This window comes from Rufibacter psychrotolerans, from assembly GCF_016924645.1.
GTDB classification, from domain to species: domain Bacteria; phylum Bacteroidota; class Bacteroidia; order Cytophagales; family Hymenobacteraceae; genus Nibribacter; species Nibribacter psychrotolerans.
Genome location: NZ_JAFFJV010000008.1, coordinates 86,423 through 112,716, shown reverse-complemented (window position 1 = coordinate 112,716; position 26,294 = coordinate 86,423). Strand labels below are relative to the sequence as shown.

The 26,294-nt window shown below is 53.7% G+C and carries 11 protein-coding genes and 1 pseudogene; 9 read left to right on the top strand and 3 right to left on the bottom strand.

Features of this window, described 5'->3' with window-relative positions:
* The first annotated feature begins 174 nt into the window (after nt 1-174).
* The 5 genes from JT718_RS09010 to JT718_RS08990 all read left to right on the top strand — a co-directional run bounded on the left by JT718_RS09010 (nt 175) and on the right by JT718_RS08990 (nt 10,266).
* Nucleotides 175-1,617, top strand: a complete 1,443-nt coding sequence (locus JT718_RS09010; protein ID WP_205501910.1) for a sodium:solute symporter — start codon at nt 175-177, stop codon at nt 1,615-1,617.
* A 204-nt stretch (nt 1,618-1,821) separates the two neighbouring features.
* Nucleotides 1,822-3,642 (top strand): ABC transporter ATP-binding protein, encoded by a 1,821-nt coding sequence (locus tag JT718_RS09005; RefSeq protein WP_205501909.1) that lies wholly within the window; start codon nt 1,822-1,824, stop codon nt 3,640-3,642.
* Nucleotides 3,643-4,534: 892 nt separating this feature from the next.
* Complete coding sequence (locus JT718_RS09000) at nt 4,535-7,651, top strand: SusC/RagA family TonB-linked outer membrane protein (RefSeq protein ID WP_205501907.1); 3,117 nt, start codon at nt 4,535-4,537, stop codon at nt 7,649-7,651.
* Between the two features lie 21 nt (nt 7,652-7,672).
* The gene (locus JT718_RS08995; RefSeq protein ID WP_205501905.1) at nt 7,673-9,184 is read left to right on the top strand and encodes a SusD/RagB family nutrient-binding outer membrane lipoprotein; all 1,512 of its coding nucleotides are present in this window, start codon (nt 7,673-7,675) and stop codon (nt 9,182-9,184) included.
* A 17-nt stretch (nt 9,185-9,201) separates the two neighbouring features.
* Entirely contained in the window at nt 9,202-10,266 is a 1,065-nt protein-coding gene (locus JT718_RS08990) for a DUF1735 domain-containing protein (RefSeq protein WP_205501903.1), read from the top strand.
* A 261-nt stretch (nt 10,267-10,527) separates the two neighbouring features.
* Here the strand turns inward: JT718_RS08990 and JT718_RS08985 are convergent, their stop codons facing one another.
* The 3 genes from JT718_RS08985 to JT718_RS08975 are packed head-to-tail and all read right to left on the bottom strand — an operon-like array spanning nt 10,528 to nt 15,875.
* Nucleotides 10,528-11,106 (bottom strand): hypothetical protein, encoded by a 579-nt coding sequence (locus tag JT718_RS08985; protein ID WP_205501901.1) that lies wholly within the window; start codon nt 11,104-11,106, stop codon nt 10,528-10,530.
* A 34-nt stretch (nt 11,107-11,140) separates the two neighbouring features.
* Nucleotides 11,141-12,646: a SusD/RagB family nutrient-binding outer membrane lipoprotein gene (locus JT718_RS08980; RefSeq protein WP_205501899.1), complete on the bottom strand. Its 1,506-nt coding sequence runs from the start codon at nt 12,644-12,646 to the stop codon at nt 11,141-11,143.
* 49 nt (nt 12,647-12,695) lie between these two features.
* A complete protein-coding gene (locus tag JT718_RS08975) occupies nt 12,696-15,875 on the bottom strand; it encodes a SusC/RagA family TonB-linked outer membrane protein (RefSeq protein WP_205501897.1) in 3,180 nt (1,059 codons plus the stop codon).
* A gap of 960 nt (nt 15,876-16,835) precedes the next feature.
* Here JT718_RS08975 and JT718_RS08970 point away from each other — a divergent pair.
* The 4 genes and pseudogenes from JT718_RS08970 to JT718_RS08955 all read left to right on the top strand — a co-directional run.
* On the top strand, nt 16,836-19,826 hold the full coding sequence (locus tag JT718_RS08970) for a SusC/RagA family TonB-linked outer membrane protein (protein ID WP_205501895.1): 2,991 nt from the start codon (nt 16,836-16,838) through the stop codon (nt 19,824-19,826).
* A 21-nt stretch (nt 19,827-19,847) separates the two neighbouring features.
* Nucleotides 19,848-21,221, top strand: coding sequence for a RagB/SusD family nutrient uptake outer membrane protein (locus JT718_RS08965; protein ID WP_205501894.1), 1,374 nt, complete (start codon nt 19,848-19,850; stop codon nt 21,219-21,221).
* A gap of 174 nt (nt 21,222-21,395) precedes the next feature.
* Complete coding sequence (locus JT718_RS08960; protein WP_205501893.1) at nt 21,396-24,680, top strand: amidohydrolase family protein; 3,285 nt, start codon at nt 21,396-21,398, stop codon at nt 24,678-24,680.
* A 1,046-nt stretch (nt 24,681-25,726) separates the two neighbouring features.
* Nucleotides 25,727-26,266: pseudogene (locus JT718_RS08955) on the top strand (GNAT family N-acetyltransferase); the annotation flags it as partial.
* Between the last annotated feature and the right edge of the window lie 28 nt (nt 26,267-26,294).

Here is a 26,294-nt window from a genome sequence, read left to right as displayed (position 1 = left end):
GTTTTGGCGCTGTTTTACCCAAACGGCGCTAAAACCAGGGGGCTTTTTTTTGCGGATGGGTTCTGCCCCGTTTAGGGCCTGTTTTTCAGGAAACGGGGCCAAAACACAAGAGAGCCGTTTTCTCCGCCGTTCGCCGTACTTTTGTGCGCGCGTTTACCCTGCGCGGTTTAGTACATGTCTCCTATTTTTTCCCTGGGCATTATCATTGCCTACTTTTTTCTGCTGCTGCTGGTCTCTTTTGCCACCAGCAAGAAAGGCGAATCTACCACCAACTTCTTTCTGGCCAACCGAGCCTCGCCTTGGTACGTGGTGGCGTTCGGCATGATCGGGACCACGCTGTCGGGCATTACGTTTGTGTCTATTCCGGGCATGGTGGAGAAAACCGGGTTTACCTACCTGCAGATGGTGCTGGGCTACGCCTTGGGGTACCTGGTGATCGGGCTTTTCCTGCTGCCGCTGTATTACCGCCTCCAGCTGGTCTCTATTTACACCTACCTGGAGCAGCGCCTGGGCTTCTGGTCTTACAAGACCGGAAGCGCTTTTTTCCTGCTGTCGCGCACCATGAGCGCGGCCCTGCGCCTGTACCTGGTGGCCGGGGTACTGCAACTGGCCGTCTTTGGTCCCCTGGGCATTCCGTTTGCCGGCACCGTGGGCATCGCCATCGCCTTTATCTGGGTGTACACGTTCAGGGGCGGCATGAAAACCATTATCTGGACCGATACCCTGCAGACCCTGGCCATGCTGGTGTGCCTGGGCCTGAGCATTTGGGTGGTGGCCCAGGAGATGCACCTTTCCTTACCAGCACTTGGCCCCGCCATTACCGGCAGCGCGTACGCCCAGGTATGGGTCTGGGACCCCAAGGCCCCTAACTTCATCCTTAAGCAACTGCTGGCCGGGGCCTTCATCACCATTTCCATGACAGGCCTGGACCAGGACATGATGCAGAAGAACCTGAGCTGCCGCAACCTGCCCGAAGCCCAGAAAAACATGTTCTGGTTCACGGTGATCCTGGTGCTGGTGAACGTCTTGTTCCTGGGCCTGGGCGCGCTCCTCTACCTCTACGCCGCCGAACAAGGTATTGCCCTACCCGCCAAAGGCGATGACGTGTTCCCGGCCCTGGCGCTGCAGCACTTCCCGGCGGTGGCGGCCCTGGCGTTCATCCTGGGCATCACGGCCATCACGTATGCCTCAGCCGACTCTGCCCTCACTTCTTTGACCACCGCCTTTTGCGTAGACTTCCTGGCCTTTGAGAAACGCCCTGAGGCACAGCGCGTGAAGTACCGCCACTGGGTGCACCTGGGCTTCTCGCTGCTGCTACTGGCCGTGATCCTGTTGTTCAGGCTGTACAATGATGAAAGCATCATTGCCACGCTGTTCACCCTGGTGGGCTACACCTACGGGCCGCTGCTGGGCATGTACAGCTTTGGCCTGCTCACCAAACGCCGCGTGCGCGATGGCGTGGTGCCGGCCCTGGGCGTGCTCTCACCGGTGCTTACCTACATTCTCAGCCAGAACTCCGCCGAATGGTTCTGGGGCTATCAGTTTGGGTTTGAGGTGCTCCTGCTGAACGGTTTGCTCATGTTTTTGGGCCTGTGGCTGTTTTCTACCCGAAAATAAAGCGGACGGCCCTAATCTCTCCCCGTGGGTAACCATGGATTCAGTTGTAATACCTACCTTTGCGGGTTGCCGAGTGGGTAACGCCGCGCAAACTTTGTTTTGGGGCAGTTTCACGGGAAACCGCCCCAAAACAAAGTTGGGGTTACCAGAGTAAGCATAGAGATGGCCAAAGGGGCGCTCTTTTTTCCAAACAGGTAGTCATACATGGCAAAACGAGGATTCGGGCCGGGAGCGGCATCCGGACTTGAAACAGAAGGCAAAGCCAGGCTGAGCAAAGAAAGCCTGCGCCGCGGTCTTCAGATCTTTAGATTTCTCCTTCCGTACCGGGGCAAGTTTTACACGGGCTTGGTTTTTCTGCTTTTTTCCAGCCTTACTTTCATGGCGTTTCCGGCGGTGACCGGCATGCTCATTGATGCGGCGGTAGGCAAACCCACCGCTTTCACCCAGGACATTGACCTCATTGCCCTGCTCTTGTTTGGCGTGATTGCCCTGCAGGGGATTTTCTCCTTCTTTAGGGTGTACTTCTTTGCGCAGGTAAGCGAGCGCGCCATTGCCGATGTGCGCCAGAGCCTCTACAGCCACTTCATGGGTCTGCCGCTCACCTTTTTTGAGCAACGCCGGGTGGGGGAAATTACCAGCCGCATCACTTCAGACGTGAGTTATATCCAGGACGGCTTCTCCATCACGCTGGCCGAGCTGTTCCGGCAGGTGACCACCTTGCTGGTGGGCATTGGGTTTATCATGTTCATCTCGGTGAAACTCTCTCTGTTCATGCTGGCCACGTTTCCGGTCTTGGTCATTTTGGCGGTGGTTTTCGGAAAAAAGCTCAAAAAGCTCTCGCGCAAGACGCAGGATGAGTTGGCGGTCACCAACGTGATTGTGGAGGAGACCCTGCAGGCCATTCAGGTGGTAAAGGCGTTCACCAATGAGCTGTTTGAGATTAACCGCTACAAGCAGGCGCTCAACCGCTCGGTGAGCACGGCCATTTCTACCTCCTTTTACCGTGGGGCGTTTATCTCCTTTATCATCATCGGGCTCTTCGGGGGCATTATCCTGGTGATCTGGTACGGGGCCACCCTGGTGCAGCGCGGCGACCTTACGTTTGGCCAACTGACCTCCTTTATCCTGTACACCTCCTTTATCGGGGCCTCGGTGGCGGGTCTGGGCGACCTGTACGCCAAGATTCAGGTGTCTATTGGGGCGTCTGAGCGCATCCTGGAGATCTTGGATCTTCCGCTGGAGCAGAAAGATTTGTCGCTGCCGGTTTCCTCGGCTATCAAGCTCAACGGCAACGTTCGGTACGAGCACGTGGGCTTCTCCTACCCTACCCGCCCGGACATTCAGGTCCTGCAGAACATCCACTTTGAGATAAGGGCCGGCGAGAAGATTGCCCTGGTGGGCTCCAGCGGGGCCGGCAAGTCTACCATTGCGCAGCTGCTCATGAAGTTCTACAAGGTAGACCAGGGCGCTATTTTTGTGGACGGCCAGAACATCAACCTCCTGCACCTGCACGACTTGCGGGGCAACATGGCCATTGTGCCGCAGGAGGTGCTGCTGTTTGGCGGAACCATTAGGGAGAACATTGCCTACGGCCGGCCCGATGCCACCGATGAAGAGGTATTAATGGCGGCCCAGAAAGCCAACGCGCTGCAGTTTATTCAGTCGTTCCCAGACGCCTTTAACACGGTGGTGGGCGAACGCGGCATCAAGCTCTCGGGTGGGCAGCGCCAGCGCATCGCCATTGCCCGCGCCATCCTGAAGGACCCCGCCATCCTGATCCTGGACGAGGCCACCAGTTCGCTAGACTCTGAGTCTGAGATGCTGGTGCAGGAGGCCATGGATGAATTGATGAAGAACAGAACCACCATTATCATTGCCCACCGCCTGGCCACCATCAGGAAAGTGGACAAGATCCTGGTCATTGACAAGGGGCAGATTGTGGAGCAAGGCCCGCACGAGGAACTGGCCAACAACCCTGAGGGCATTTACGCCAATTTGCTCAAGCTACAGTTTGACGTGCATTAACGCCCCCTCCACCACACGCCTTGCCAAAGGCATGCGGTTTTTGAGCCCTATTTCCTAAAACGGCCGCAAATCAGGTCCTTGGTTTGCGGCCCGGAAAGGCAGGACCTTACCGGTCCTGCCTTTTTTGCTTTTTCGTAAAATCAGCCCCGAAACCCCGCACCGGGCAGCAACTCCTGAGCTTATTTTCCTCGCAAACGCTATTTGTTTTCACCAGGGAGAAGAAAAAGCAAATACCCCAGCCAGCCCGCGCAACCTTCTTCATAGATGCACGTATCACGGGTGGAACATTACCATTCATAACGCGTTGGAATGAAGAAGGAAGAATTAGAATCTAGCCCAGCAACCTTGTCCCGATGACCTTACAGCAGGTCAACACCTCCGCCTCGCCCCTTGCTTCATTCCATCTTGCACTAAAAGGTCAGCACCTTTTACAAGGACTATGTTTTTCTGCCCACCCATCAGATCGCGCGCTAGAGGATCTGCTTGCTTTGGAGTCAAGAAGATTCGGTTAACATATTATTGCTCGGGTTTATGATTTATTAATACGCAATTCACCAATAAATACGCAGCCCTCTCATCACCCCTATTTCTTCATTATTTTAAGGCGTAAGCTTTTCCTTTGAATAATAGAATAGCTGTGATATAAAACCTTATTGCCCACGCCCACCGCTTTTGCATTTACAACTTTTTACCTAAATGCAACTACCACATTTGCATGCAATTACGCCTTTCAATATCATCCTAACTACAAACCAAACCAACCTTTAACCAATTTGCATTTAACCATGAAAACTCAGTTTAAACCGGTGTTGTGAAAATTAACACAAATTTTATTTGTGAGAGAAAACGCTTATTATTAACCGTTCATTAACAAACAAAAACCTATACCAACATGAAGAAAATCTTACTATTGAGTCTTTTCTTGATGTCTGTGCTTCTCAATGAAGCCATGGCTCAAACAAAGACTATCACAGGAAGAGTGACTGACGCCGCCAACGGCGAAGGCATGCCTGGGGTAACAGTCCAACTCAAAGGCACCAGCACAGCTGCCCCCACAGATGTGAACGGTGGTTACTCCATCACTGTACCCGCCACCGGTGGTACTCTGGTGTTCTCTTTTATTGGGTACACCAACCAGGAGGTAGCCATTGGCAACCAAACCACCATTAACGTACGCCTGGTAACAGACGCGCGTGCCCTGAGCGAGGTAGTGGTAACTGCCTTGGGTATTGAAAGACAGAAAAAAGAAGTGGGATATGCGGCCACTACCGTTACGGATGAAATTGTGACCAGAGCCAACCCGGTAAACGTAGCCAACGGCTTACAGGGAAAGGTATCTGGTTTGAACATTACATCGGTGAACAACGGGGTTTTTGAGAACGTGCGAATCAACCTTCGCGGTATCCGCTCCTTAACTGGTAACAACAACCCCCTCCTTTTGTTGGACGGTGTACCGGCAGATATCAACTACCTGTCTTCCATCAACCCCAACGACATTGACAATGTAACTGTCTTGAAAGGTGCCTCCGGTGCGGCTATCTACGGTCCAGATGCCCGTAACGGGGTTATCATTGTACAGACCAAGAGAGGCACGCTGGATGAGAAACCATCTGTAACGGTTAGCCACTCTACCCAGCTTTCTCAAATCTCTTTCTTCCCTAAACTGCAGAAGCAGTTTGGTAGCGGTGCCCCTGGCACGTACATTCCTTATGAGAACTGGTCTTGGGGACCGGCTTTTGACGGTACTATGCGCCAGACTGGTAGAACCCTGCCCGATGGCAGCATAGAAGAAGTTCGTTACAGCCCTACAGATGAGCGCGAAGACTTCTTCAACACCGGGGTTACTACCCAGAACAACGTGTCCATTGGCGCGAAAGATTTCTACCTGAGCTTCCAGGACGCCATGATCAAGGGCATTGTTCCAGATGATGAAAACCGCAGAACCGGTATCAGATTGAACGCCGGCAGAGAATACGGCAGACTGAAAGTTGGCTTGAACACCAACTACATCCAGCAGAACTATGACGTATTCCATGACCAGGGAATGTCTGACTTCTACATTGGCCTTGGCGTAGGCGGTAACAGCGGCCTGATGGACCAGATCTTCAACACCCCTGCCCAGATTCCAATTTCAAAGTACAAAAACATCAACGCTCCGTTTGCTGACTACAACACCTGGTTCAATGATTATGGTCTTAACCCATACTTTGCCCTGGATAACTGGAGAAATGACGGCAAGCGCGAAGATTTATTATCTAACCTTGATCTGAACTTCAAAGCCGCTGACTGGCTGTCATTCACGTACAGAGCCGGTTTAACGTCTCGCTTCATCAATGAGCGGTTTACCTCAAAAGGTGAAATGCCAAATGCCTTTGGTATTAGCCGTGGGAAAGACATCATCCCGGGTTCAGTGCAGGAAAGATCTTACAGAAGCACCCGTCTTTCTTCTGAGGCTTTCGCCAGCTTGAACTACCAGTTCACTGAAGACTTCAAAGTTGACGGAATAGTGGGTACGTACGTACGCCAGACCGAAGCCCGTGACACCAGAGTGGGTGCCGCCAACCTGGTGGTTCCTGAATTGTTCAACGTAAGCAACCGTACTGGTGAGCTGAACGGTTCTTCTCCTTTCAGCAGATCAAGACTGTTCTCTGTGTACGGTAGCGTAGGTCTCCACTTCCGTGAGTGGGCACACGTTGAATTAACCGGCCGTAACGACAAAACCTCTGTACTGGGTGCCAACAACAACTCTTTCTTCTACCCAGGCGTGAGTGCATCCTTGGTGCTGTCAGACGCTATTCCTATGTTACAGGACAACAGAATCATCTCCTACCTGAAAGTGAGAGGTTCCTGGAACCAGACCGGTAACGCCGACATTGATCCTTATCAGCTAGCGCCAACCTTCTCTCAGGGAGCCGGGTTCCCTTACGGTGATGTGCCAGGTTTCACAGCCGGTAACACCACGTATGACGCTGAACTGAAGCCTGAGTTTATTGAAAGTAAAGAACTTGGTGTTGAGACTGGCTTCTTAGACGGTAGAATCAACCTGGAGGCTACTTACTACCACCAAAACATGGATGACCAGATCATCCCGGTTGCAGTTTCTTCTGCCACAGGTTACAACAATGCGTATGTGAATGCCGCCTCTTTCGTGAACAAAGGACTTGAGTTAGACTTACGCTTAACTCCATTGGTACAATTAGGCGATGTTGAAGTTGAGTTCAGAGCCAACGCTACTTACCTGGACAGCGAAATCAAGAGCATCTTCCAAGGGTTGGATGAGATCTTTATTGGTGGTTACACCACTGGTACCGCCAACTACGCTATTGTGGGCCAGCCCGCTTTCGCTATCAAGGCAACTGATTACAACAGAGATGAGCAAGGCCGCGTGATTGTTGATGCCTTTACTGGTTTGCCAACTCAGAACTCTACCCTGCAGCAGTTTGGCCGCTCACTTCCTAAATGGATTGTAGGTCTTAACCCATCTGTAGCCTGGAAAGGCCTTAACTTATCTGCCCTGTTTGAATACAAAGGAGGTCACGTGGCTTACCACAACATTGGTGCTGACATGGCCTGGACCGGTGTTTCTGTGGCTACCGCCCGTAACAACCGGGAGAGATTTGTGTTCCCTAACTCAGTGTACCAAGACCCAGAAAACCCAGGAACTTACATCCCTAACACCACTGTTACTGTAAACGACATCAACAGTTTCTATACCGGTGTATTCCAGGATGTGGGAGCTAACTTCATCACCAGTGCAGACCATTGGAGACTGCGTGAGTTGGCGCTTAGCTATGAGGTTCCAACCACCTTCTTAAGCAGACTGAAAGTAGTGAAAGGAGTAACCGTTGCGTTGACCGGTAGAAACCTGTTCCTGTGGGTGCCTAAGACCAACGAGTTCCAGGATCCTGACTTCAACTTCGCCACTACTGGTAACACCTCAGGTATCACCAACTCTCAGATCAATCCTCCTACCAGAACATTTGGTGGAAGCGTTACAGTAAGATTCTAAAACAAACCTAGATCCAGTAAAATGAAAAAAATAATATATTCCGTTTTTGCATTGCTCATGCTGTTCTCAGCTGGCTGCAGTGACGACTTCTTTGATATTAACGATAACCCTAACGCCCCTACCACAGAGTCTGTAGGCCCGGCGTTGATCCTGCCTAGGGTACAGCACAGCACGGCCGCCAGAATGGCTACCTCTTACATGTTTGCCGGCCACTGGATGGGATATTGGGCACGTTCCGGAACATTCGGGCAAAGCCTTCCGCTAGAGAACTATGACATCACCAGTACCTATGAGACCGATGAGTGGACTGGCTGGTATGACATTCTGATGGACGTTGATATCATGGAAAACAAAGCCGAGGCTTCTGGTGAAACGTTCTACGTAGCCGTTGCCAAGCTTTACAAAGCCATTGGTTTCATGTACCTGGTTGACCAGTACAACAACGTGCCCTACACAGAGGCCTTCAACGTGGCTGAGCACATCCTGCCTAAGTATGACAAAGGCCAGGATATCTACAACAGCCTCCTGGCTGAGCTGGATGCCGCCAATGACATGATGGCTGCTGCCAACGTAACCACAGAAATGGAGAACGCCGATGCCGTTTTCTCTGGTGACAAAGCCATGTGGAGAAAACTGATCAACTCGCAGCGCCTGAAGTTAATCCTGCGTCAGTCTCAGGTACCAGGCTTTAACGGCAAGGCTGAAGTAGACAAAATTGTGGCCGATGGTGGCGGGTTCCTGACCTCTGGCGAGACAGCTGCTGTTAACGTAGCTTACGCGCAGACTGAAGGCAAGCAAAACCCATTCTGGAATGCATACAAGCAAACGGTTAGCGGTAGTTCTGCTGATGATTTCAACAGAGCCAACAACTTTGTGCTGAACACCATGAAGAGCTCTAACGACATTCGTTACCAGTACTTCTTTGCCAGAGCTGCTGAACCAACCGGTAACCCTCCGTTGGAGTGGAGAGGCTTTGAATTTGGCTTGTTTGAGTCTACCTCACCAAGTGCGTCTCAGTCTTCCAGCGTAGCAGGTCCAGGCCTGGCCAAGAGCGCTACCCAACCACAGTGGTTCTTCACCTCGGTAGAAAGCATGTTCCTGCAAGCGGAAGCCATTCAGAGAGGCTGGCTTGCCGGCGATCCGAGAGCCGCGTATGAAGCTGCTGTGACTGAGTCTTTCGTATGGTTAGGCGTTCCCAATGCAGTTGCCACTGCAAACGCGTATCTGGCCCAGAGCTTACCTATTGTAGACTGGGATGCAGAGGACAATGCCACGCCGGCAGATAAAATTGAGCTGATTGTTACTCAGAAATACCTGGCCATGGTAGGTATCAACAACTTTGAGGCCTGGGCTGACTACAGAAGACTTGGAGTACCAGCTAACGTTCCATTGTCTCAAAACGTAAGCCGCAGCGGCCGCGTGATTCCTAAGCGTTTAATGTACCCGCAGGCTGAGTTTAACTACAACGCGGCTAACGTGAATGCCGAGGGTCCGATCAACCACCAAACTGCAACTGTATTCTGGGATAGATAATCTTTAAAGAAATAAAAATGAAAGCATTAAAAAATATATTTCCCTTAGCGCTCCTTTGCCTGGGACTAACCTCTTGCTTAGACGATGAGTACCGCACTGGCAACAGTGATGAAATGCCTAATACGGTAGAGTTTGCAGACGTGGCAACGGTCAATGCTTCTTCTGGATACATCTATCCGGTTTACTCCAGATCATTTGCGGTGGTTCCTCAAGATGAGTTCGATGTAACCATTAGTTACTCTGGCACCAACCAAGCACCTGAGGATATTGTGGTAGATGTCACCGTTGATCCAACCATCATCAGTGCCTACAACAATAAAATTGTAGCAGATGCACGGGCTGCCGCCATGGAGGGCATTGAAGACCCAGAGGAAGCAGAGGAAGAAGCTGACCATGCGGAAGAGGAAGTGCAGGAGCAGTTGTTTGATGTGGCGCCTGCAAGCGTGTACAGCCTTTCTACCAACCAGGTAACCATTAAAAAGGGAGAAAGAGCCACTACCATGACGGTAACCGTTAAACCAGAGTTGTTTGACTTTGCCTTCAAGTATGGTATTCCGCTGAAACTGAGCACCAACCAGGCAACGGTAAGCGGAAACTTTGGTAGAGCTATCTTCGCTATTGGAGCCAAGAATGCCTATGATGGTGTTTACACCGTTGAAGGTACCATGGTAGACCGTACCAACCCTGCTTTTGTGGGCTACTATCCTAAAACAATTGAGCTGCGTACGCTGGATGTTAATACAAATGAGTACTATGACATTGACTTTGACATTGATGGCCACATCTTTGACACAGGATCAGGTGCTAGCTACTATGGTAACTTCCAGGCGGTTTTCAACTTTGACAACTCAAACACCACTGACCTAACTGATCCGGTGGCAAGTGTAATTAACAACTATGGTCAGCCTGCCCCTGGCGCTACTGCAAGAGCAGCTACAATAGAGGCAACTGGTGTAAACACCTTCACATTTGATGAGGATGGAACTCCTAAAACAATGGAAGTTACCTACACCATGATTCAGGCCGGTTCTCCAAGAACTACCTGGACTGAGACCTACACCTATACTGGACCACGCGACTAGTTGGTGCCACTTACTTAAGAGAAAGGCTACCCACTTGGGTAGCCTTTTTTTATGCGCTGCCTGGTCCCTGAACCTGGTGCTACTTGTCAATGAAAGGTCTAGCCTAACCGTTGAACGGGCAATAACGCCATAGAAAAAGATGCATCAGAACCGGGCAACTCATTTCAAGTCAAACAGAAACCTAACATCTTAGGACGGTAGTACGCTGTCTCCTCTTCCACGACCGTGGCAAAAGCAACGGAGCATAGTCTTCAGCCCCCATCACCCCGTAATGTACACCCTTACTTCAATGGCCCGCTGCTCCTGGTCAGAGTTGTCTACCTGCACTCTGAAGAACAACCGAACCACATCGCCCACGGCAAAGGTGGGCATCTCGGCATCGGTGAGGACCGCCGGTGGATCAGTGGTAGAGATGGTATAGGTCACCATGTTGCCAGGTGCCCCCGTGAGGGTGGTGGGCAGGTTACCTGCCGTGTTCCGGGTGATGGTTGTATTGGGTGCCAGGCTGGCGGCTGCCGTAGGAGGGGCAGGGCTGTAGTTTGGCGGCACCGGAGCTGCAGCCCTATAGCGTTGCCCCGTTACCCTGGTCAGCCCCTGGATGGTGCGGCCTTCCGGCACCTTTATCTGCACCGTTACCTCTCCCGCCGCAATAGAGTTCTGCTTGATGATGTAGGCGTTGTCTTCCATCCGGGCCACCCCGTTGGACTCTACCGACTGCGGAAAAGTGATAGCGGCGGCCGGAATGGGATCAGGATCCGTTAACCCATCATAATCATCGTTCTCACACGCACTAAAAGCCACAAGCGCCATGCTTAGGAGGCTTACGTATAGCTTCTTCATTTTCATAACTTTCTTATATCATTACGTTCATTCACTACTCCATCCACCAAACGGGAACCAGTAAGCCCGCCGGATAGTCTCTTAGAGGCACGTTCTCGCGGTTCGCCTGGATTTCATTCTGCACATAAGGCCACCTGGTGGGGATGCGGTTCACCCCGGCCAACGCATTCTGCGGCAACGCCAGTTGTGGATAGCCCGTGCGGCGGTAGTCGTTGTAGGCTTCATAGGCATTTCCGGCAGAAGACACCCATTTGTCTCTGATGAGCACGTTCAGCTTGCCTTCTGTGCTGGGGTTTGCCGTAAAGGCCGCCACCCTGGAACTGATATAAGCCTGTCCATTTGCCTCAAAGTTGGCCGGAGTATAGGTGGACCCCAGGAACGTGGAGATGTCTGAGAAGTTGGCCTCCAGGGCCTGCCGGTAAAGGGCCGCCGGATTTCCGGTGGTGCCCAGGGTCAACGCCGCCTCCGCTAGCCAGTAGTACACCGTAGAGGCCGTAATCAGGCGCATGGGTGCCTGATCATTGGCGTTCCCCACGGTTACGGTTCCGTTGCTGGCCGTCTGCCCCCGGCCCACAATGTACAAGCCCCACCTAGACCGGTTTGCGGACGTGAAATTGAGCACTGTGTACAATCCATTGTCATAGCTCACATAGTTTCCCCCGGCTTGGGTGATGATGGTGGGCAACCGGGGATCGTTCAGCACCTGCATAGAATCAAGGAACCGCGTACTCACAATCATGTCATTGGGGCGGGTCAGGTGGTTGTACATGTACAAGGGGTTCTGAGCCCCTGCCGAAGCAAAGAAGGGCACGTTGAAGTTATCTGCGTTGGAGGTGATGAGCCTGTCCTGGGCAATAAGTTCATTTATGCGGGTGGCAGCGGCGGCAGGATTTTTCTTGCGGCTCTGGAGGTAGACTTTTAGTTTAATGGAATTAGCCACCCTGGTCCATTTATCTATGGTAGTACTCATGGGAGTACTTTCTCCAAAAATGAGATCACCCGCGGGAGTTGTAAGTACATTTGTCTTGTTCAGGTCGGCAATGGCTTCATCCAGTATAGTAATGATACTCGGATAAATCTCCTGCTGCGGATCATACTCTGGGTTGAGGGCTTCATCAAAGGCAAGCGCCTGCTGGAAGGGCACATCCCCCCAAATATCCGTAGTAACCGCCCAGACATAGGCTTCCAGAACACCCGCTATGCCCGCATGGATGAAGTTCCCCTCCTCCCTGCCCTGCACCTTGATCTGGCGGAGGTCATCCAGGAGATTCGCATAGATGGTGTTCCATTCATTGTTCAGATCTGCTGGGCCAATGTTGTAGCGGTCATACGGGTCTGACTGGGTACCGGTGCCCGCCATCTGCTGCATCCATAGGGAGCTGACCAACTGAATGGTGTTGCCCATCACAAACCCTACCCCCAGCTCGGCCCCGGGCAGGATGTACTGCACCCCAGAAGTAGGCAAGTTGTTGGGGTTGGTGTTGACATCCAGGAAATCATCACAGGAACTAACCACCGCCAGAGCTATTGCCAACAGCATAGTCTTTGAAACTTTTATAAATCTTTTCATGGCACAGATTGCTGAAGGGTTAGAAGGTGAACCGAAGATTCAATCCATAATTGCGCACAGAGGGTGGTGAGTTAAACTCAAAGCCCCTGGTATTGGAACCAAGCTGGTTTGACTCAGGGTCTGCGTGCCGAAGGTTGGGTGCGTAGAAAAGCAGGTTGCGCCCGGTCACCGACACATTCACAGCCTTGAATGGGGTCCTGGTCAGAATACTGGTGGGCAAGGTGTACCCAAGGCTTACCTCGCGCAACCGCAGCACCGAGGCGTCAAACACCGCGAATTCTGAAGCGTTGTTGAAGTGGGTCCAGTATTGCTGCGCCGTGATCTGGATGTTGTTGGGCGTGGTGGTAGCCTCGCCCGCCTCATTGGCCAGCACCCCCTCAAACATATAGGGCTGTTCGCGGTTTTCGGCAGTTTCTTCCAAAACGCCTCTTAAACGGGCAATCTGGGCTTGCCGGGAGTAAAAGTCGCCGCCGTGCACGTATTGCACCAGAGCACTCAGACTAAACCCTTTAAAGGAGATGGTGTTGGATAAACTGCCCCACCAGTCGGCGTTAGGGTCGCCAATGATCTGTGGGTTTGAATCCACCACAGGCAAGCCATTGGTTGGGTTGATGATTAGTTGTCCTTCTGGTGTCCTTTTAAAGGTAGTGCCCTGCAGAACCCCAAAAGGCTGGCCTGGCTGCAGCAACGGGCTTAGCCCAGAAAAGCCCGCCCCGGCGCTGCCGGTGGTAGGGTCTATATACCCGGTAGTCAAGGTGAATTGGTCCAGCCCCGGGGCAAGTTCCACTACCTCGGTCTCCAGTTTGGTGAAGTTGGCGCCCACATCCCACCGGAATCCCTCTTCAAACTGAATGGGCGTGGCATTGGCCGCAATTTCCCAGCCTTTGTTGTCAATTCTACCGGCATTGGTGGTGAACGTGGTAAAACCGGTAGAACCCGGAACGGTCAGGTTCAGGATCTGGTCTGTAGTACTGTTGTTGAAGTAGTTTACATCCAGCGTACCCCGCCCATTATAGAAGGTAAACTCCGCCCCTATCTCATAGGACTTTTTGTTCTCTGGCTTTAAGTTCAGATTACCGCGCCGGTCATTTCTGGTGAAGGCCAGAATAGAACCATTGAAAGGGAAATCAAGCCCTGCCACGTTGTTGCCAAAGTCCTGGGTCACGTAATAGGTACTGGTGAGATACGGGTTGGTGTCATTGCCCACCATGGCGTAACTGGCCCGCAGTTTTCCATAGCTCAGGATGTTGTTGCTCAAGCCCAGCGCATCTGTGAAAACAAACCCCACGCTCACCGATGGATAGAAATAACTGTTATTGCCCGTGGGCAAGGTAGAAGACCAGTCATTTCTGGCGGTAAACTCTGTAAACAGCCAGTTTTTATAGTTTAACCCTAATTGTCCGTAAACCCCCACTAAACGCCTTTCAGTATTGAAGTTGGTGGTGAACGTAGTGGTAGGCAGGTGGTTGGCCAGGTTATAATATTCAGGCACCACCAGATTCTCCGCCCTAATGGTATTCTGCCGTGTCTCCACCATGTTCACCTGGGTTCCTAGCAGGGCCCTGACATTGAAATCGGGGGTAAGGTCTTTCTGGTATACCCCAAACAAGTCATGGTTGATGGACTGAAAGCCGATATTATCATAGAGCTGAGATCCCTTCTGGCTGGTGGCCGTGTTCCCGTTAGAGTTGTAGGACCCGTACGCATACGCCTGCAGGCGATCATCTGAATACTGATCCAGACCAATGCGGTAGGTGGCCGTGAACTCTTTGAAGAACTCCGGATTGTAGTTGAAGGTGGCACTCACGATAGACCGGTTTACCTCACTCTCATAGAACGACTCATTGACGCTCCACAGAGGATTATCCCGGTTAAGCTCAGTAAACAAAGTAGGGGCCTGCACGCCTGCCCTCAGCTTGTAGGGAACATTCATGATATCAAAGCTGCGGGGGATGAAAGGTAGCGTAAACCAGGGGCTGGACCCTGAGTTTCCCTGCAAGGAGCCTTCCTGGTTGGTTTTTGCGTAGAGTACCGAGGCATCCACGGAGAAGCCGTGCCCCAGGGTGGCGTTCCCTGCCGCCCGCAGCGTATACCTGTCCAGGCCACTGTTAGGAATAATCCCCTCCTGGTTGGTGGTGTTGGCACTGAAGATGTACCGCATCTTCTCGTTCCCGCTGGAAAGCGTTACCCCGTTGTCCCAGATGCGCCCGGTCTGGAAGAAATCCTTCACGTTGTCTTCGTAGGCCCTGTAAGCGAGCCTGGTCATGGGGTTCCCGCTCACGTTGGGCACAGAGTCAAGCCCGGGAGTGCCAAACCGAGGGCCCCAACTGTCAGTTGAAGCGGAGTTGTAGCGGCCGTTGGTTCCCTGACCGTACTCGTTCTGGTATTTGGGCAGCCCATACACTCTCTGGATGTTGTAGGAAGAGGTCACGGTTATTTCCACGTCGCCGGCCCGGCCCCGTTTGGTGGTGATGATCACGGCCCCGTTACTGGCCCTGGCGCCGTACAAGGCCGCGGCGGCCGGCCCTTTCAGCACGGTCATGGACTCAATGTCATTGGGGTGGATGTCCAGCGCCCGGTTGGAGTAAGAGGCTCCCCCCACCGTAGGGTTAGAAGAATAGGTGGTGTTGTTACTGATGGGCACCCCATCTACCACAAACAGCGGCTGGTTATTGCCGGTAGCCGAAGAAAGCCCCCTGATGAAAATCTGGGACCCCGAACCCGGCATCCCGCTGGAGGAAATGATCTCCACCCCGGCCACTTTCCCCTGCAGGGCGTTCACCACGTTGGGCTCAGATTTCTGGGCGAGCTGCTCTCCCTTTACATCCTGCACCGCGTAGTTCACCTCCCGGCGTTGGCGCTCAATCCCCACCGCCGTTACCACTACCTCGCTCAGTTGCTCTGAGTCTTCCTGCATGGTCACGTTGATGGTGCTCTGGTTCCCTATCTCCACTTCGCGGTTCAGATAACCTATATAGGTGAATACCAGCGCTCCGCCCGTGGCGGGCACCTGAATGGAGTAATTGCCATCTGAGCCGGTTGGCACGGCCGTGGCGGTGCCTTTTACTTGCACGGTGACACCGGCCATGGTCTCGCCGGTGGGCGATGTCACTCTTCCTGTCACGGTTCTGGTCTGGGCCCAAACCTGGCTCAACAGACAGAACAGTAACATGAATTTGATTAGTAGAATCTTCTTCATAGGTAATGTTTGGGAAAAAATAGACGTGAGGCTTACCAAAGCAAGGGAAGGACGGCCTTGCCGGAAGAGGGGCTTTGGGCGAATGCCGGGTGTGTGCCCCCATTCCGGATCGTTTCTGTGCCCTAGCTTTACCGGGGTCAGCATCTTGCGGACTTTGGCCACAAATCACGGGGTCTGGTTTTGACGGGAGACAACAATGCAAACAAACCTAACAATCAACAGGTGCAGGCCCGCGTAGGCGGTTGTTCTTGCAGCCTGTTCTACCGCAGCACCAGCAGTCGGGTAAGAAGTACCTGTTTGAAGCCTGGCAGCTTCTGACTAGTGGCGGGGTCCATCATGGGGCCACAGGTGTCCGGGCCCTCTGCTTGGGGGGCCAGATCAGGAATCCGATAAAGTGTTGGTTTGTCGTGGGTGGCTACCTACCGCTGCTGCCTCTTTTCTGCCAATCTTGTTTGTATTGCCCTAGGGTGCCGGACCTGGTACAGCCAGGATAGCACCTCCATTGTATATAGGTAGCCCTATACACCTATAAACTTATTTTTACCGAAAAGGTTATAGGATAATGCAAATTGATATTGTTAAAATTTTAAACCCTCTCACTGGCAACTGCTTTCTGGCTGCCTTCCGTTTTTAGCCTATTTTACAGAAAACGGCCCCAAATCATCTTGCAAGATAAGGAGCAGGAAACAAGCCTGATACCCTTCTTTTCACAAGCTCCTTCCTCTATCCTTATATTAGATTTTAACAATATATTTTTTACTTTAATTATCCACACATGCAACCTTTTGCCGCCTAAATAAATCTGTCATTTAACAAAGAAGGAAATAGAAATTTTATATATTTATACATACCCATTTACCTATTCAGCTTACCGGTTAGAGGCATCTAACTGTTTTCAATTCAAGCCCCTTCTAACGCTTTAACCATATTCTACAATGCTTACCAAACCCGTAAACACCCATGAAAAAAAGTTTACTAATTACCATGACGGCCCTTGTCTGCCTGATAGGCCAGGCATGGGCGCAGAATGTTGCGGTAACCGGCGTTGTTACCTCTGCTGAAGAAGGCACACCACTCCCCGGGGTGAGCGTGGTGCAAAAGGGAACCAGCAACGGCGCCAGCACCGATGGCTCCGGGCGGTACACCATTAGCGTACCCGGAAATGCCACCCTGGTTTTCACGTACATTGGCATGGCTACCCAGGAGGTGCCGGTGGGCAACCGTACCACCATTAACCTGGCCATGCGGTCTGGTGGCGCGCAACAACTGGAGGAAGTAGTAGTGACCGGCCTGGCCAGTAGCATAAAACGGTCTAACCTGGCCAATGCCGTGGCCACGGTCTCCGCCGAGGAACTGGTGGGCCGCACCCGTCCCCAGACCGTTGATGCCGCCCTGCAAGGCAAAGTAGCCGGTGCAGTCATCTCCCAGAACAGCGGCGCGCCCGGCGGGGGTATCTCCATGCAACTCCGGGGCGTTTCTACCCTAACCGGTGCCTCGCAACCGCTCATCATCATTGACGGGGTGTACGCCAACAACGAGCAGCTGGGCAACGGCTCCGGCTCCCCGGCCTTTACCGGGGCCTCTTCCACCACGCACCGCACCACCCAGGACCAGACGGTGAACCGCCTGTCTGACATCAGCCCGGCAGACATTGAGACCATTGAGATCCTGAAGGGCTCCAGCGCCGCCGCCATCTACGGGGCCAGGGCCAACGCCGGGGTGGTCATCATCACCACCAAACGCGGCCGGCAGGGCAGAACCACCGTGAACCTGGCCCAGGACGTTGGGTTTGTCACCGCCACCCATTTGCCCGGCACCTCTAACTGGGACGAGGCCCGGCTCCAGGCCATTTACGGAAGCAACCCCGCCCGCCTGGCCGAAGAAACCGCCCTGTGGCAGGCCGCCACGGCCTCAGGCAACCTGCATGACTATGAGAAAGAAGTCTTCGGGAACACGGGTACCGTGTACAACACCAGGCTAAGCGTATCGGGGGGTAATGAGAAGACCAAGTTCTACCTGGCCGCCGCCCGCAACGACGAGACCGGCATTGTGAAGAGAACCGGCTTTGAGCGAAATTCCATCAGGGCCAACATTGACCACCAGATCTCCCGCCGGTTTGACCTGAGCCTGAGCTCCAACTACATCAGGTCTAGCAACCAGCGTGGCTTTACGGGCAACGACAACAACGGGATTGCCTTGTCCTACAACCTGGCCTACACGCCCAACTACCACCAGTTGCACCCCAACGAGCAGGGTATTTTCCCCGATGCCCGCAACACCGGCGACAACCCGCTGGCCATTGTGGAAAGGGCCGTGAACGATGAACAAACCAACCGCTTCATCCAGGCGGGCACCTTTGACATTAACCTCATCAATGAGGAAAACAGCCAGTTACGGTTCTCCATCTCCGGGGGCATTGACTATTCCAACACCGAGAACCAACTCTACCTGCCGGTAGATTTGCAGTCGCAGCGGGATTTGGCCAACCCGGGTGCCGTCAGGAACTCGCGCTCGCGGGTGTTCAACACCAACCTGCAGACCGCCCTGGTGTATAACTATAACCTGCTGGACAACCGGTTCCACATGACCACGCAGGTGGGCACCAGCCGCCTCACCAATGAAACCGACCTGAGCCACGAGCAAGGGCTGGGCCTCATTGCCGAGCAGCGCAACCCCAACAACGCCCAGGTTCCCTCCCGCTACCAGCGCCTCACCTCTTACCAGGACGTGGGCATCTTTGGCCAGCAGGAGGTAAACTTTGAAGACAAAATCATTGGTACGCTGGGCATCAGGTTTGACAAATCCAGCCTGCTGGGCGACCATGAGAAGTTCTACACCTTCCCCAAGGCGTCTTTGGCCGTGAACCTGGCCAACTTCGGTTTTTGGCCCGTTGAGCAGATAAACCAGGTAAAACTGCGGGCCGCCTACGGCGAGACCGGCGGCATGCCGGTGTACGGCGCCACCTTCGTGTCGTTTGACCCGCACATCATCGGGGGCATGATCGGGATTGTTCCCACGCTCATCATCGGGAACGAGGCCATTGAGCCAGAGCGCGCCCAGGAACTGGAAATGGGCATTGACCTGGGCTTCTTTGACAACAAACTCACCCTGGAGGCCACCTACTACAACAAAGAGGTGAAAGACCTGATTGGTATTTTTCAGATTCCTAACAGTACCGGTATCACCCAGATTGAGGCTTTCCCGTTGGGCGACCTGCGCAACCGCGGAGTAGAGCTGAGCTTAGGCTACACCCCCATCCAGACCGAGAATTTCTCCTGGAGCGGGTCTGTGCAGTACTGGCACAACCGCACCAAGGTAACCAAGATCAACGTGCCGGTGCAGGAGTTCAGGACCGGGTTTGGCGCCGCCTACGGTACCAACTTCTTCATGCTGGGCGAGTCACCCACCCGCTGGTACGGCAACCCGCGCGTGCCCGAGCACCCCACCGGGTACACCCGGTATGAAGAGGCCCAGCCCGACTTCCAGATGAGTTTCGCCAATACGCTCACCTTCCTGAAGAACTTTGACCTTTCGTTCCTCCTCCACTGGAAAGAAGGCGGCTACATCAGCAACCTGAACATGCTGCTGCGCGACGAAGGCGGGACCACCCATGACTGGTCTGAGGATGACAACGGCGACGGCGTGGTGAACGGCGAAGAAAGAACGGGGGCCTCGGCCAGGTACCGCATCCAGGACGGCTCTTACCTGCGCCTGCGCGAGGTGGCCCTTTACTACAGCCTCCCCAGCGTGGTGCGGCAGAGTCTTTTCAAGGGCTATGTGCAGAACGCCAGAATAGGGGTTTCGGCCAACAACCTGTTCACCGTGACCGACTATGAGGGCTTTGACCCTGAGGTGTCCAACTTCGGGAACACGCCCCTGGGCGCGCAGGTAGACGTGGGGTCTTTCCCCAACACCAAGCGCGTGTTCTTCCACTTATCCTTTGACTTTTAGCAAACCCCAAAGCTCCAGAACATGAAACGTATAAGAGTATCTATATATGCCGCTTGCCTGCTGTTGCTCAGCGGTACCTCCTGCAGCTACTTTGAGGTAGACGACTCCCAGGACCCCAACCGGGCCGCCATTGAGTCTATCCAGAATCCTTCCCGGTCGCAGATCAATCAGTTAGCGGTGGGCGTGGTGGCCCAGATGCGCAACGCCTACGGCAGCAACGCCCCTTACAATCAGGTAACCGGTGTGCTGGGCCGCGAGGTCTACGTGCTGGCCACCAATGAGAGCAAGTGGTACAATGACTTGCTGGGGGCCCGTCCGCTGGACGATATCTCCTTCTACAGCGTGGGGGCCTTCAACCAGATTTCGCTGGCCCGTAGGGCCGCCCAGAACCTGCAGGAAGCCAGCCAGCGCAGCACCTTCCTCTCTGAGGAAGAGAAGAAAGGCGTGAGCGGCTTTGCCAACACGGTACAGGCCTGGGCCATGCTGCACCTGCTTAACCTGATGGGCGAAAACGGCATCCGGATTGAGTACGGCAACCCCAACGATCCGCGCAATCCGGGCCCCGGCCCGTTTGTGCCCTATGATGAAGCCCTGGCGGAGATTAGGGAAAGGCTTGACCTGGCTGCCACCGAGTTGAACGACGCGGGCACTGCTTTCGCGTTCACCTTGCCCGGCGGGTTTTCGGGCTTTAACACGCCCACCACTTTCCGGCAGTTCAACCGGGGCCTTACTGCCCGGGTGGCAGTGTACCAGGAAGACTGGGCAGGGGCCTTGGCCGCTCTCAATGAATCTTTCCTGAACCTGAACGCTGCCACGCCCGCTGACCTTGCGGTGGGGCCCAGACACACCTTCGGCGCCGCGCCAGACGTGTTCAACTACTATTACCAGAACCGGAACGCTAACTCGCCCACGTTGGCCTTTGTGCATCCCAGTTTTCTGGCCAACGCCGAGCCCGGTGACCGGCGGGTAGAGGAGAAAACAGAGCCGCGTACGACACCCAGAACCCTGGGCGACCTGACCGGTACCCACGATCCTACCCTGTACGCCACCAACACCACGCCTATCTCCATCATCCGGAACGAGGAGTTGATCCTGATCTATGCCGAGGCCAAAATCCAGTTGGGCCAGTATGAAGACGCCATCTCGGCACTGAACACCATCCGGACGGTGGCCGGCGACCTGGCCCCGTACGCTGGCCCCAGAGCCAGCAAAGATGCCCTGATCAACGAAATGCTGAAACAGCGCCAGTACTCCCTCTGGTATGAAGGCCACCGCTGGGTAGACATGCGGAGGTACAACCGCCTGAACCAACTTCCGCTGGACCGGACCGGAGACCAGGTGTGGGCGCAGTTACGGGTTCCGTTCAACGAGACCGCCTGGGGAGGCACCCTGTAACCAAGCTCAGCTAGGTTTTACCCCTAACAAAAGGGCGCTGCTGCAGCGCCCTTTTGTTGTTTATAGTTAGCAGCATTTTCCTATGGGTCTGAAGCATAAGCGCCCCGTTTTTTCGTTGGTAGGGAAGCAGTCCGTTTTTCTGCCTATTTTTGGAAAACACATCTAAAACAAACAATGCGTAAACCCTTTCTTCTTTTCCTCTCTGTGGCGTGTGGCTTCTCAAGCATGGCGCAGGGGCAGGAAGACAAAAAGAAATGGTCTGTGACCGAGAATCACGGACCTACCAAACAAATCAACATCGCTGTTTCTGAAGGCACCTGGATGAACCTGGACGTGAGCCCGGACGGCAAAGAAATTGTCTTCGACTTACTGGGGGACATCTACAAACTGCCCATCACGGGTGGTCAGGCCACGTTGCTCTCGGGCGGACCGGCTTACGAGGTGCAGCCCCGCTTCAGCCCCGATGGCAAGAAAATCTCCTTCACCTCAGACAAAGAAGGCGGTGACAACATCTGGGTCATGGACGCGAACGGCGCAAACCCCAAAGCCATCACCAAAGAGAACTTCCGGCTGCTGAACAACGCCGTCTGGACGCCCGATGGCCAGTATATCATCGCCCGCAAGCACTTCACCGAAAAGCGCTCTTTGGGGGCCGGTGAAATCTGGCAATACCATTTCAGCGGCGGTACCGGCATGCAGCTCACCAAGCGCAAAAACGAGCAGCAAGACGTAGGCGAGCCCTTCGTATCGCCGGACGGCAAGTACGTGTACTTTGCCGAGGACATGAGCGGCGGCACCACCTTTGAGTACAACAAAGACCCCAACGGACAGATTTACATCATCCGGCGGGTGAACCGCCAGACCGGCGAAATTGAGAACATCATTGGCGGAAACGGAAGCGCCATGCGCCCTACTCTTTCGCCCGATGGCAAAACGCTGGCCTTCGTGCGCCGCGTACGCACCAAAACCGTGCTCTACGTGCACAACCTGGCCACCGGCGAGGAGCGCCCCGTGTACGACCAACTGAGCAAAGACCAGCAGGAAGCCTGGGCTATTTTTGGCGTGTACCCTAACTTTGATTTCACGCCAGACGGCAAGAACATTATTGTGTGGGCCAAGGGCAAACTCTGGAACGTAGACGTGGCCAAGGCTAACGCCAAGGAAATTCCGTTTACCGCCTCGGCGCAGCATTCCCTGGCCGAAGCCGTGCGGCACATTGCCAAGCCCGAGGAAGTAGCGCCCAAGCAGTTCACCTCCAAAATGATTCGCAACGCGGTTACCTCACCGGACGGCAAAACGCTGGTGTTTAACGCGGCCGGGTACCTTTGGAAAAAGCAGCTGCCCAACGGAAAACCCGAGCGCCTTACCAACGGCACCGACTTTGAGTTCTATCCCGCTTTCAGCCCGAGCGGCAAGGAAATCGTGTACAGTACCTGGGACGATGACAAGCACGGCGCCCTGTACGTTTTAGCCTTAAATTCTAAAAAACCGCGCAAAATCACACAGGAGAAAGGCTTCTTCACCAATCCGGCTTTCTCGCCGGATGGCAAGCAGATTGTGTTCCAGAAAGACCGAGGTAACGACCACCAAGGCTACACCTTTGCCAAAGACCCGGGCATCTACGTGATTCCGGTTAAAGGCGGAGCCGCTACCTTGGTGCAGAAACAAGGCGTATCGCCTAGCTTCAACCGCGATGGCTCCCGCATTTTCTTCATGGCCGGCGAGGGCGATGGCATAGCCTTCAGAAGCGCTGACCTGAACGGCAAAGACGTGCAATCGCACTTTACCTCCAAGTACGCGAATCAGTTTGTGGCTAGTCCTGATAACCAATGGGTAGCCTGGACCGAGCTCTTCAACGTGTACATCGCGCCGTTCCCGGCCGCCGGCAGGGGTCTTGAGTTAGGTGCTGATACCGAATCGGTGCCCGTAGCGCGCGTGACCCGCGATGCCGGCACCAGCGTGCACTGGTCCGCCGACAGCAAGAAACTGCACTGGATGCTGGGCGAGGAATACTTCACCAATGACCTGAAAAACCGCTTCAAGTTTGTAGACGGGGCTGTGGCCAACATTCCACCCATCGATACGGTGGGCATCAAAGTAGGCCTGCAACTGAACACCGATGTGCCGCAAGGCAAAGTAGCCTTCACCAACGCCCGTATTATCACCATGAAAGGCAACGAGGTGATTGAGAACGGCACCTTGGTGGTAGACGGAAACCGCATTGTGGCCGTTGGTCCCGCGGGCTCGGTTCAGGTTCCGGCCGGGGCCAAAGTGATTGATGCGCAAGGCAAAACCATCATGCCAGGCTTGGTAGATGTGCACGCGCACTTGGGTACGTTCCGTTTGGGCATGAGCCCGAAAAAGCAATGGTCCTACCTGGCCAACCTGGCTTATGGCGTGACTACCACCCACGACCCATCTTCCAGCACCGAGATGGTATACAGCCAGAGTGAGATGGTGAAAGCCGGGCACATGGTAGGTCCTCGCATCTACTCTACCGGTACCATTCTGTACGGCGCCGATGGCAACTTCAAAGCCGTGGTGAACAGCCTGGACGATGCCCGTTCGCACCTGCGCCGCTTGAAAGCCGTGGGCGCGTTCTCGGTGAAAAGCTACAATCAGCCACGTCGGGAGCAGCGCCAGCAAATCATCCAAGCCGCCCGTGAACTGGACATGTCGGTGGTGCCCGAGGGTGGTTCCACCTTCTTCCACAACATGACCATGATTCTGGACGGCCACACCGGCATTGAGCACAACATCCCGGTAGCGCCGGTGTACAACGATGTGATTCAGCTTTGGTCAGCCAGCAAAACCGGTTACACCCCTACTCTTATCGTGAATTACGGCGGAAACTCCGGCGAGTACTACTGGTACCAGAAAACAAACGTGTGGGCCAAAGACCGTCTCCTGCGTTTCACGCCAAGAGCCGTGATTGACGGACGCTCCCGCCGTGTGACGTTAGTGCCTGATGAGGAATACAACGACGGCTACATCGCCACGTCCCGTACCTTGAAAGCCCTCACCGACAAAGGCGTGAAAGTGAACCTGGGCGCGCACGGACAGCTGCAAGGCTTGGGTGCCCACTGGGAACTCTGGATGCTGCAGCAAGGCGGCATGACCAATCTGGAAGCTTTGCAAGCCGCCACCATTAACGGTGCGCACTACCTGGGCATGGACCAGCAACTGGGCTCACTAGAGCAAGGCAAGCTCGCCGACCTGATTGTGCTGGATAAAAACCCGCTGGAAAATATCCAGAACTCCGAGAGCGTGCGCTACACCATGGTGAACGGACGCCTGTACGATGCCGAAACCCTTACTGAAGTAGGCAACTACAACAAGCCCATGGGCAAGTTCTACTGGGACAACAACACCAGCACCTTTGACTGGCACGAAGACCTGAACACCCGCTTCTACGGCATCGCCGGGGAGGCCTGTGGTTGCCATGGCCATACCCACTAATCCTGTTTAGGACCTTATTTCACCAAAAGAGCCGGGAAACACTCCCCGGCTCTTTTGTTTTTAGGCTAATTCCTTTTCGCTGGCGCGAGCGTCCCGCTCGTGTCCGCACGCATTCCTGATGTCTCTATTTTACTGAAACCTCTATGGCGCGGATTTACTTCCGTGACTTTTGATCGCAAGTCACGGAAGTAAATCCGTGCCATAGTAAAAGTAGCATTGGAGTATGCTGAGCACATAATTTCCCCCTCTCTGTCATCCTGAAAGGATCTTGTGAACAAACGGTAGAGTCGTTTCTTCAGCGTCTTTCTAGCTCGCCCACAAGATCTTTCCAAGATGACAAAGAGAGTGGAAGAGTGAATGCGACCGCTAAACTGTAAGCTTCTCAGCAATGCGTGCGGACACGAGCGGGACGCTCGCGCCAGCGATGGTTTTCACCCTGTTTTCATTTAAACGCGCCGAAAAACCGGTAGAGACAAGGCACGGCTTTGTCCCTACGGCATCAGAAGTCCAGAATCCAGCATAGCGTTTTCACTGCATTTTCCAGAAACCACCTCATAAACAGCCACAAACACATTTAAAATCAGCAGAAAACAAGCAGAGGGGGCATTTTTTCGGCAAAGGCTTTACTTTTTAAATCAATTATCAGTAAAAAATGAACCAATCCGTTGGTATTTTCATTTTTTATGCGAAACCTTTGTGGAGAGACTCACAGTAGAAGTCTTACCAGTTTTCCGATATCCTTCTAAGTCAATGAATAAAAAGTCGCTTTTATCAGTTGTTATGGCAACGGTAAAACGCTCCGTTTTCAGGAGTGCGCTTTTTTCTGTTCTTCCCAGAACAGTTTTTTGTGAACCCATTTACCTTACCCGATCCAGGCGCTAGGCCACCGGCTCAGGTTGTGATTTACAACTAAACCGGATGCATCCCTGTATACCACCCTTTGGGGTTGGTAACAGCACCCCTATTTCTTTCTTAATTTTTTCAAACGTTTAGCAATGCGTACATACGCTTCGGCTGTAGAGTTGCAGCCTATTGCACCCGTTTCCATGGAAACTTCTAATAACGCTTTCACAGTAGTGGTAGCTACTGAGGAGCACACCCCCTTTGCGCAGCAGATTTGTGATGAAATGGAGTCTTCGGCGAAGGCCCGCGGCACTGGCATTGCGAAGCGCTCTCCAGACTACGTGGCTCAGAAGATGCGGGAAGGCAAAGCCGTGATCGCGTTTGATGGGGAAGGCAATTGGGCTGGGTTCTGCTATATTGAAACGTGGGGCCACGGCGAGTACGTGGCCAACTCGGGCCTGATTGTGTCGCCGCACCTGCGCAAAAGCGGACTGGCCAAACGCATCAAGCAGAAGGTGTTTGAACTGTCCCGCACCAAGTACCCGGAGGCGAAAATCTTTGGCCTTACCACAGCGTTGGCGGTGATGAAGATCAACTCAGACCTGGGATACCGTCCCGTGACCTATTCAGAACTAACCGATGACGAGGAGTTCTGGAAAGGCTGCCGCAGCTGCGTCAACTTTGACATTCTCACAGCCAAAAACCGCAGCAACTGTCTCTGCACGGCCATGCTGTTCGTTCCGCCCAAAGACAATGAGTGATTAAATGATT

Bases quoted from the DNA above. Each gene is read 5' to 3' on its own strand.
- JT718_RS09010 (WP_205501910.1), top strand. From the start codon at position 175: ATGTCTCCTATTTTTTCCCTGGGCATTATCATTGCCTACTTTTTTCTG.
- JT718_RS09005 (WP_205501909.1), top strand. From the start codon at position 1,822: ATGGCAAAACGAGGATTCGGGCCGGGAGCGGCATCCGGACTTGAAACA.
- JT718_RS09000 (WP_205501907.1), top strand. From the start codon at position 4,535: ATGAAGAAAATCTTACTATTGAGTCTTTTCTTGATGTCTGTGCTTCTC.
- JT718_RS08995 (WP_205501905.1), top strand. From the start codon at position 7,673: ATGAAAAAAATAATATATTCCGTTTTTGCATTGCTCATGCTGTTCTCA.
- JT718_RS08990 (WP_205501903.1), top strand. From the start codon at position 9,202: ATGAAAGCATTAAAAAATATATTTCCCTTAGCGCTCCTTTGCCTGGGA.
- JT718_RS08985 (WP_205501901.1), bottom strand. From the start codon at position 11,106: ATGAAGAAGCTATACGTAAGCCTCCTAAGCATGGCGCTTGTGGCTTTT.
- JT718_RS08980 (WP_205501899.1), bottom strand. From the start codon at position 12,646: ATGCTGTTGGCAATAGCTCTGGCGGTGGTTAGTTCCTGTGATGATTTC.
- JT718_RS08975 (WP_205501897.1), bottom strand. From the start codon at position 15,875: ATGAAGAAGATTCTACTAATCAAATTCATGTTACTGTTCTGTCTGTTG.
- JT718_RS08970 (WP_205501895.1), top strand. From the start codon at position 16,836: ATGAAAAAAAGTTTACTAATTACCATGACGGCCCTTGTCTGCCTGATA.
- JT718_RS08965 (WP_205501894.1), top strand. From the start codon at position 19,848: ATGAAACGTATAAGAGTATCTATATATGCCGCTTGCCTGCTGTTGCTC.
- JT718_RS08960 (WP_205501893.1), top strand. From the start codon at position 21,396: ATGCGTAAACCCTTTCTTCTTTTCCTCTCTGTGGCGTGTGGCTTCTCA.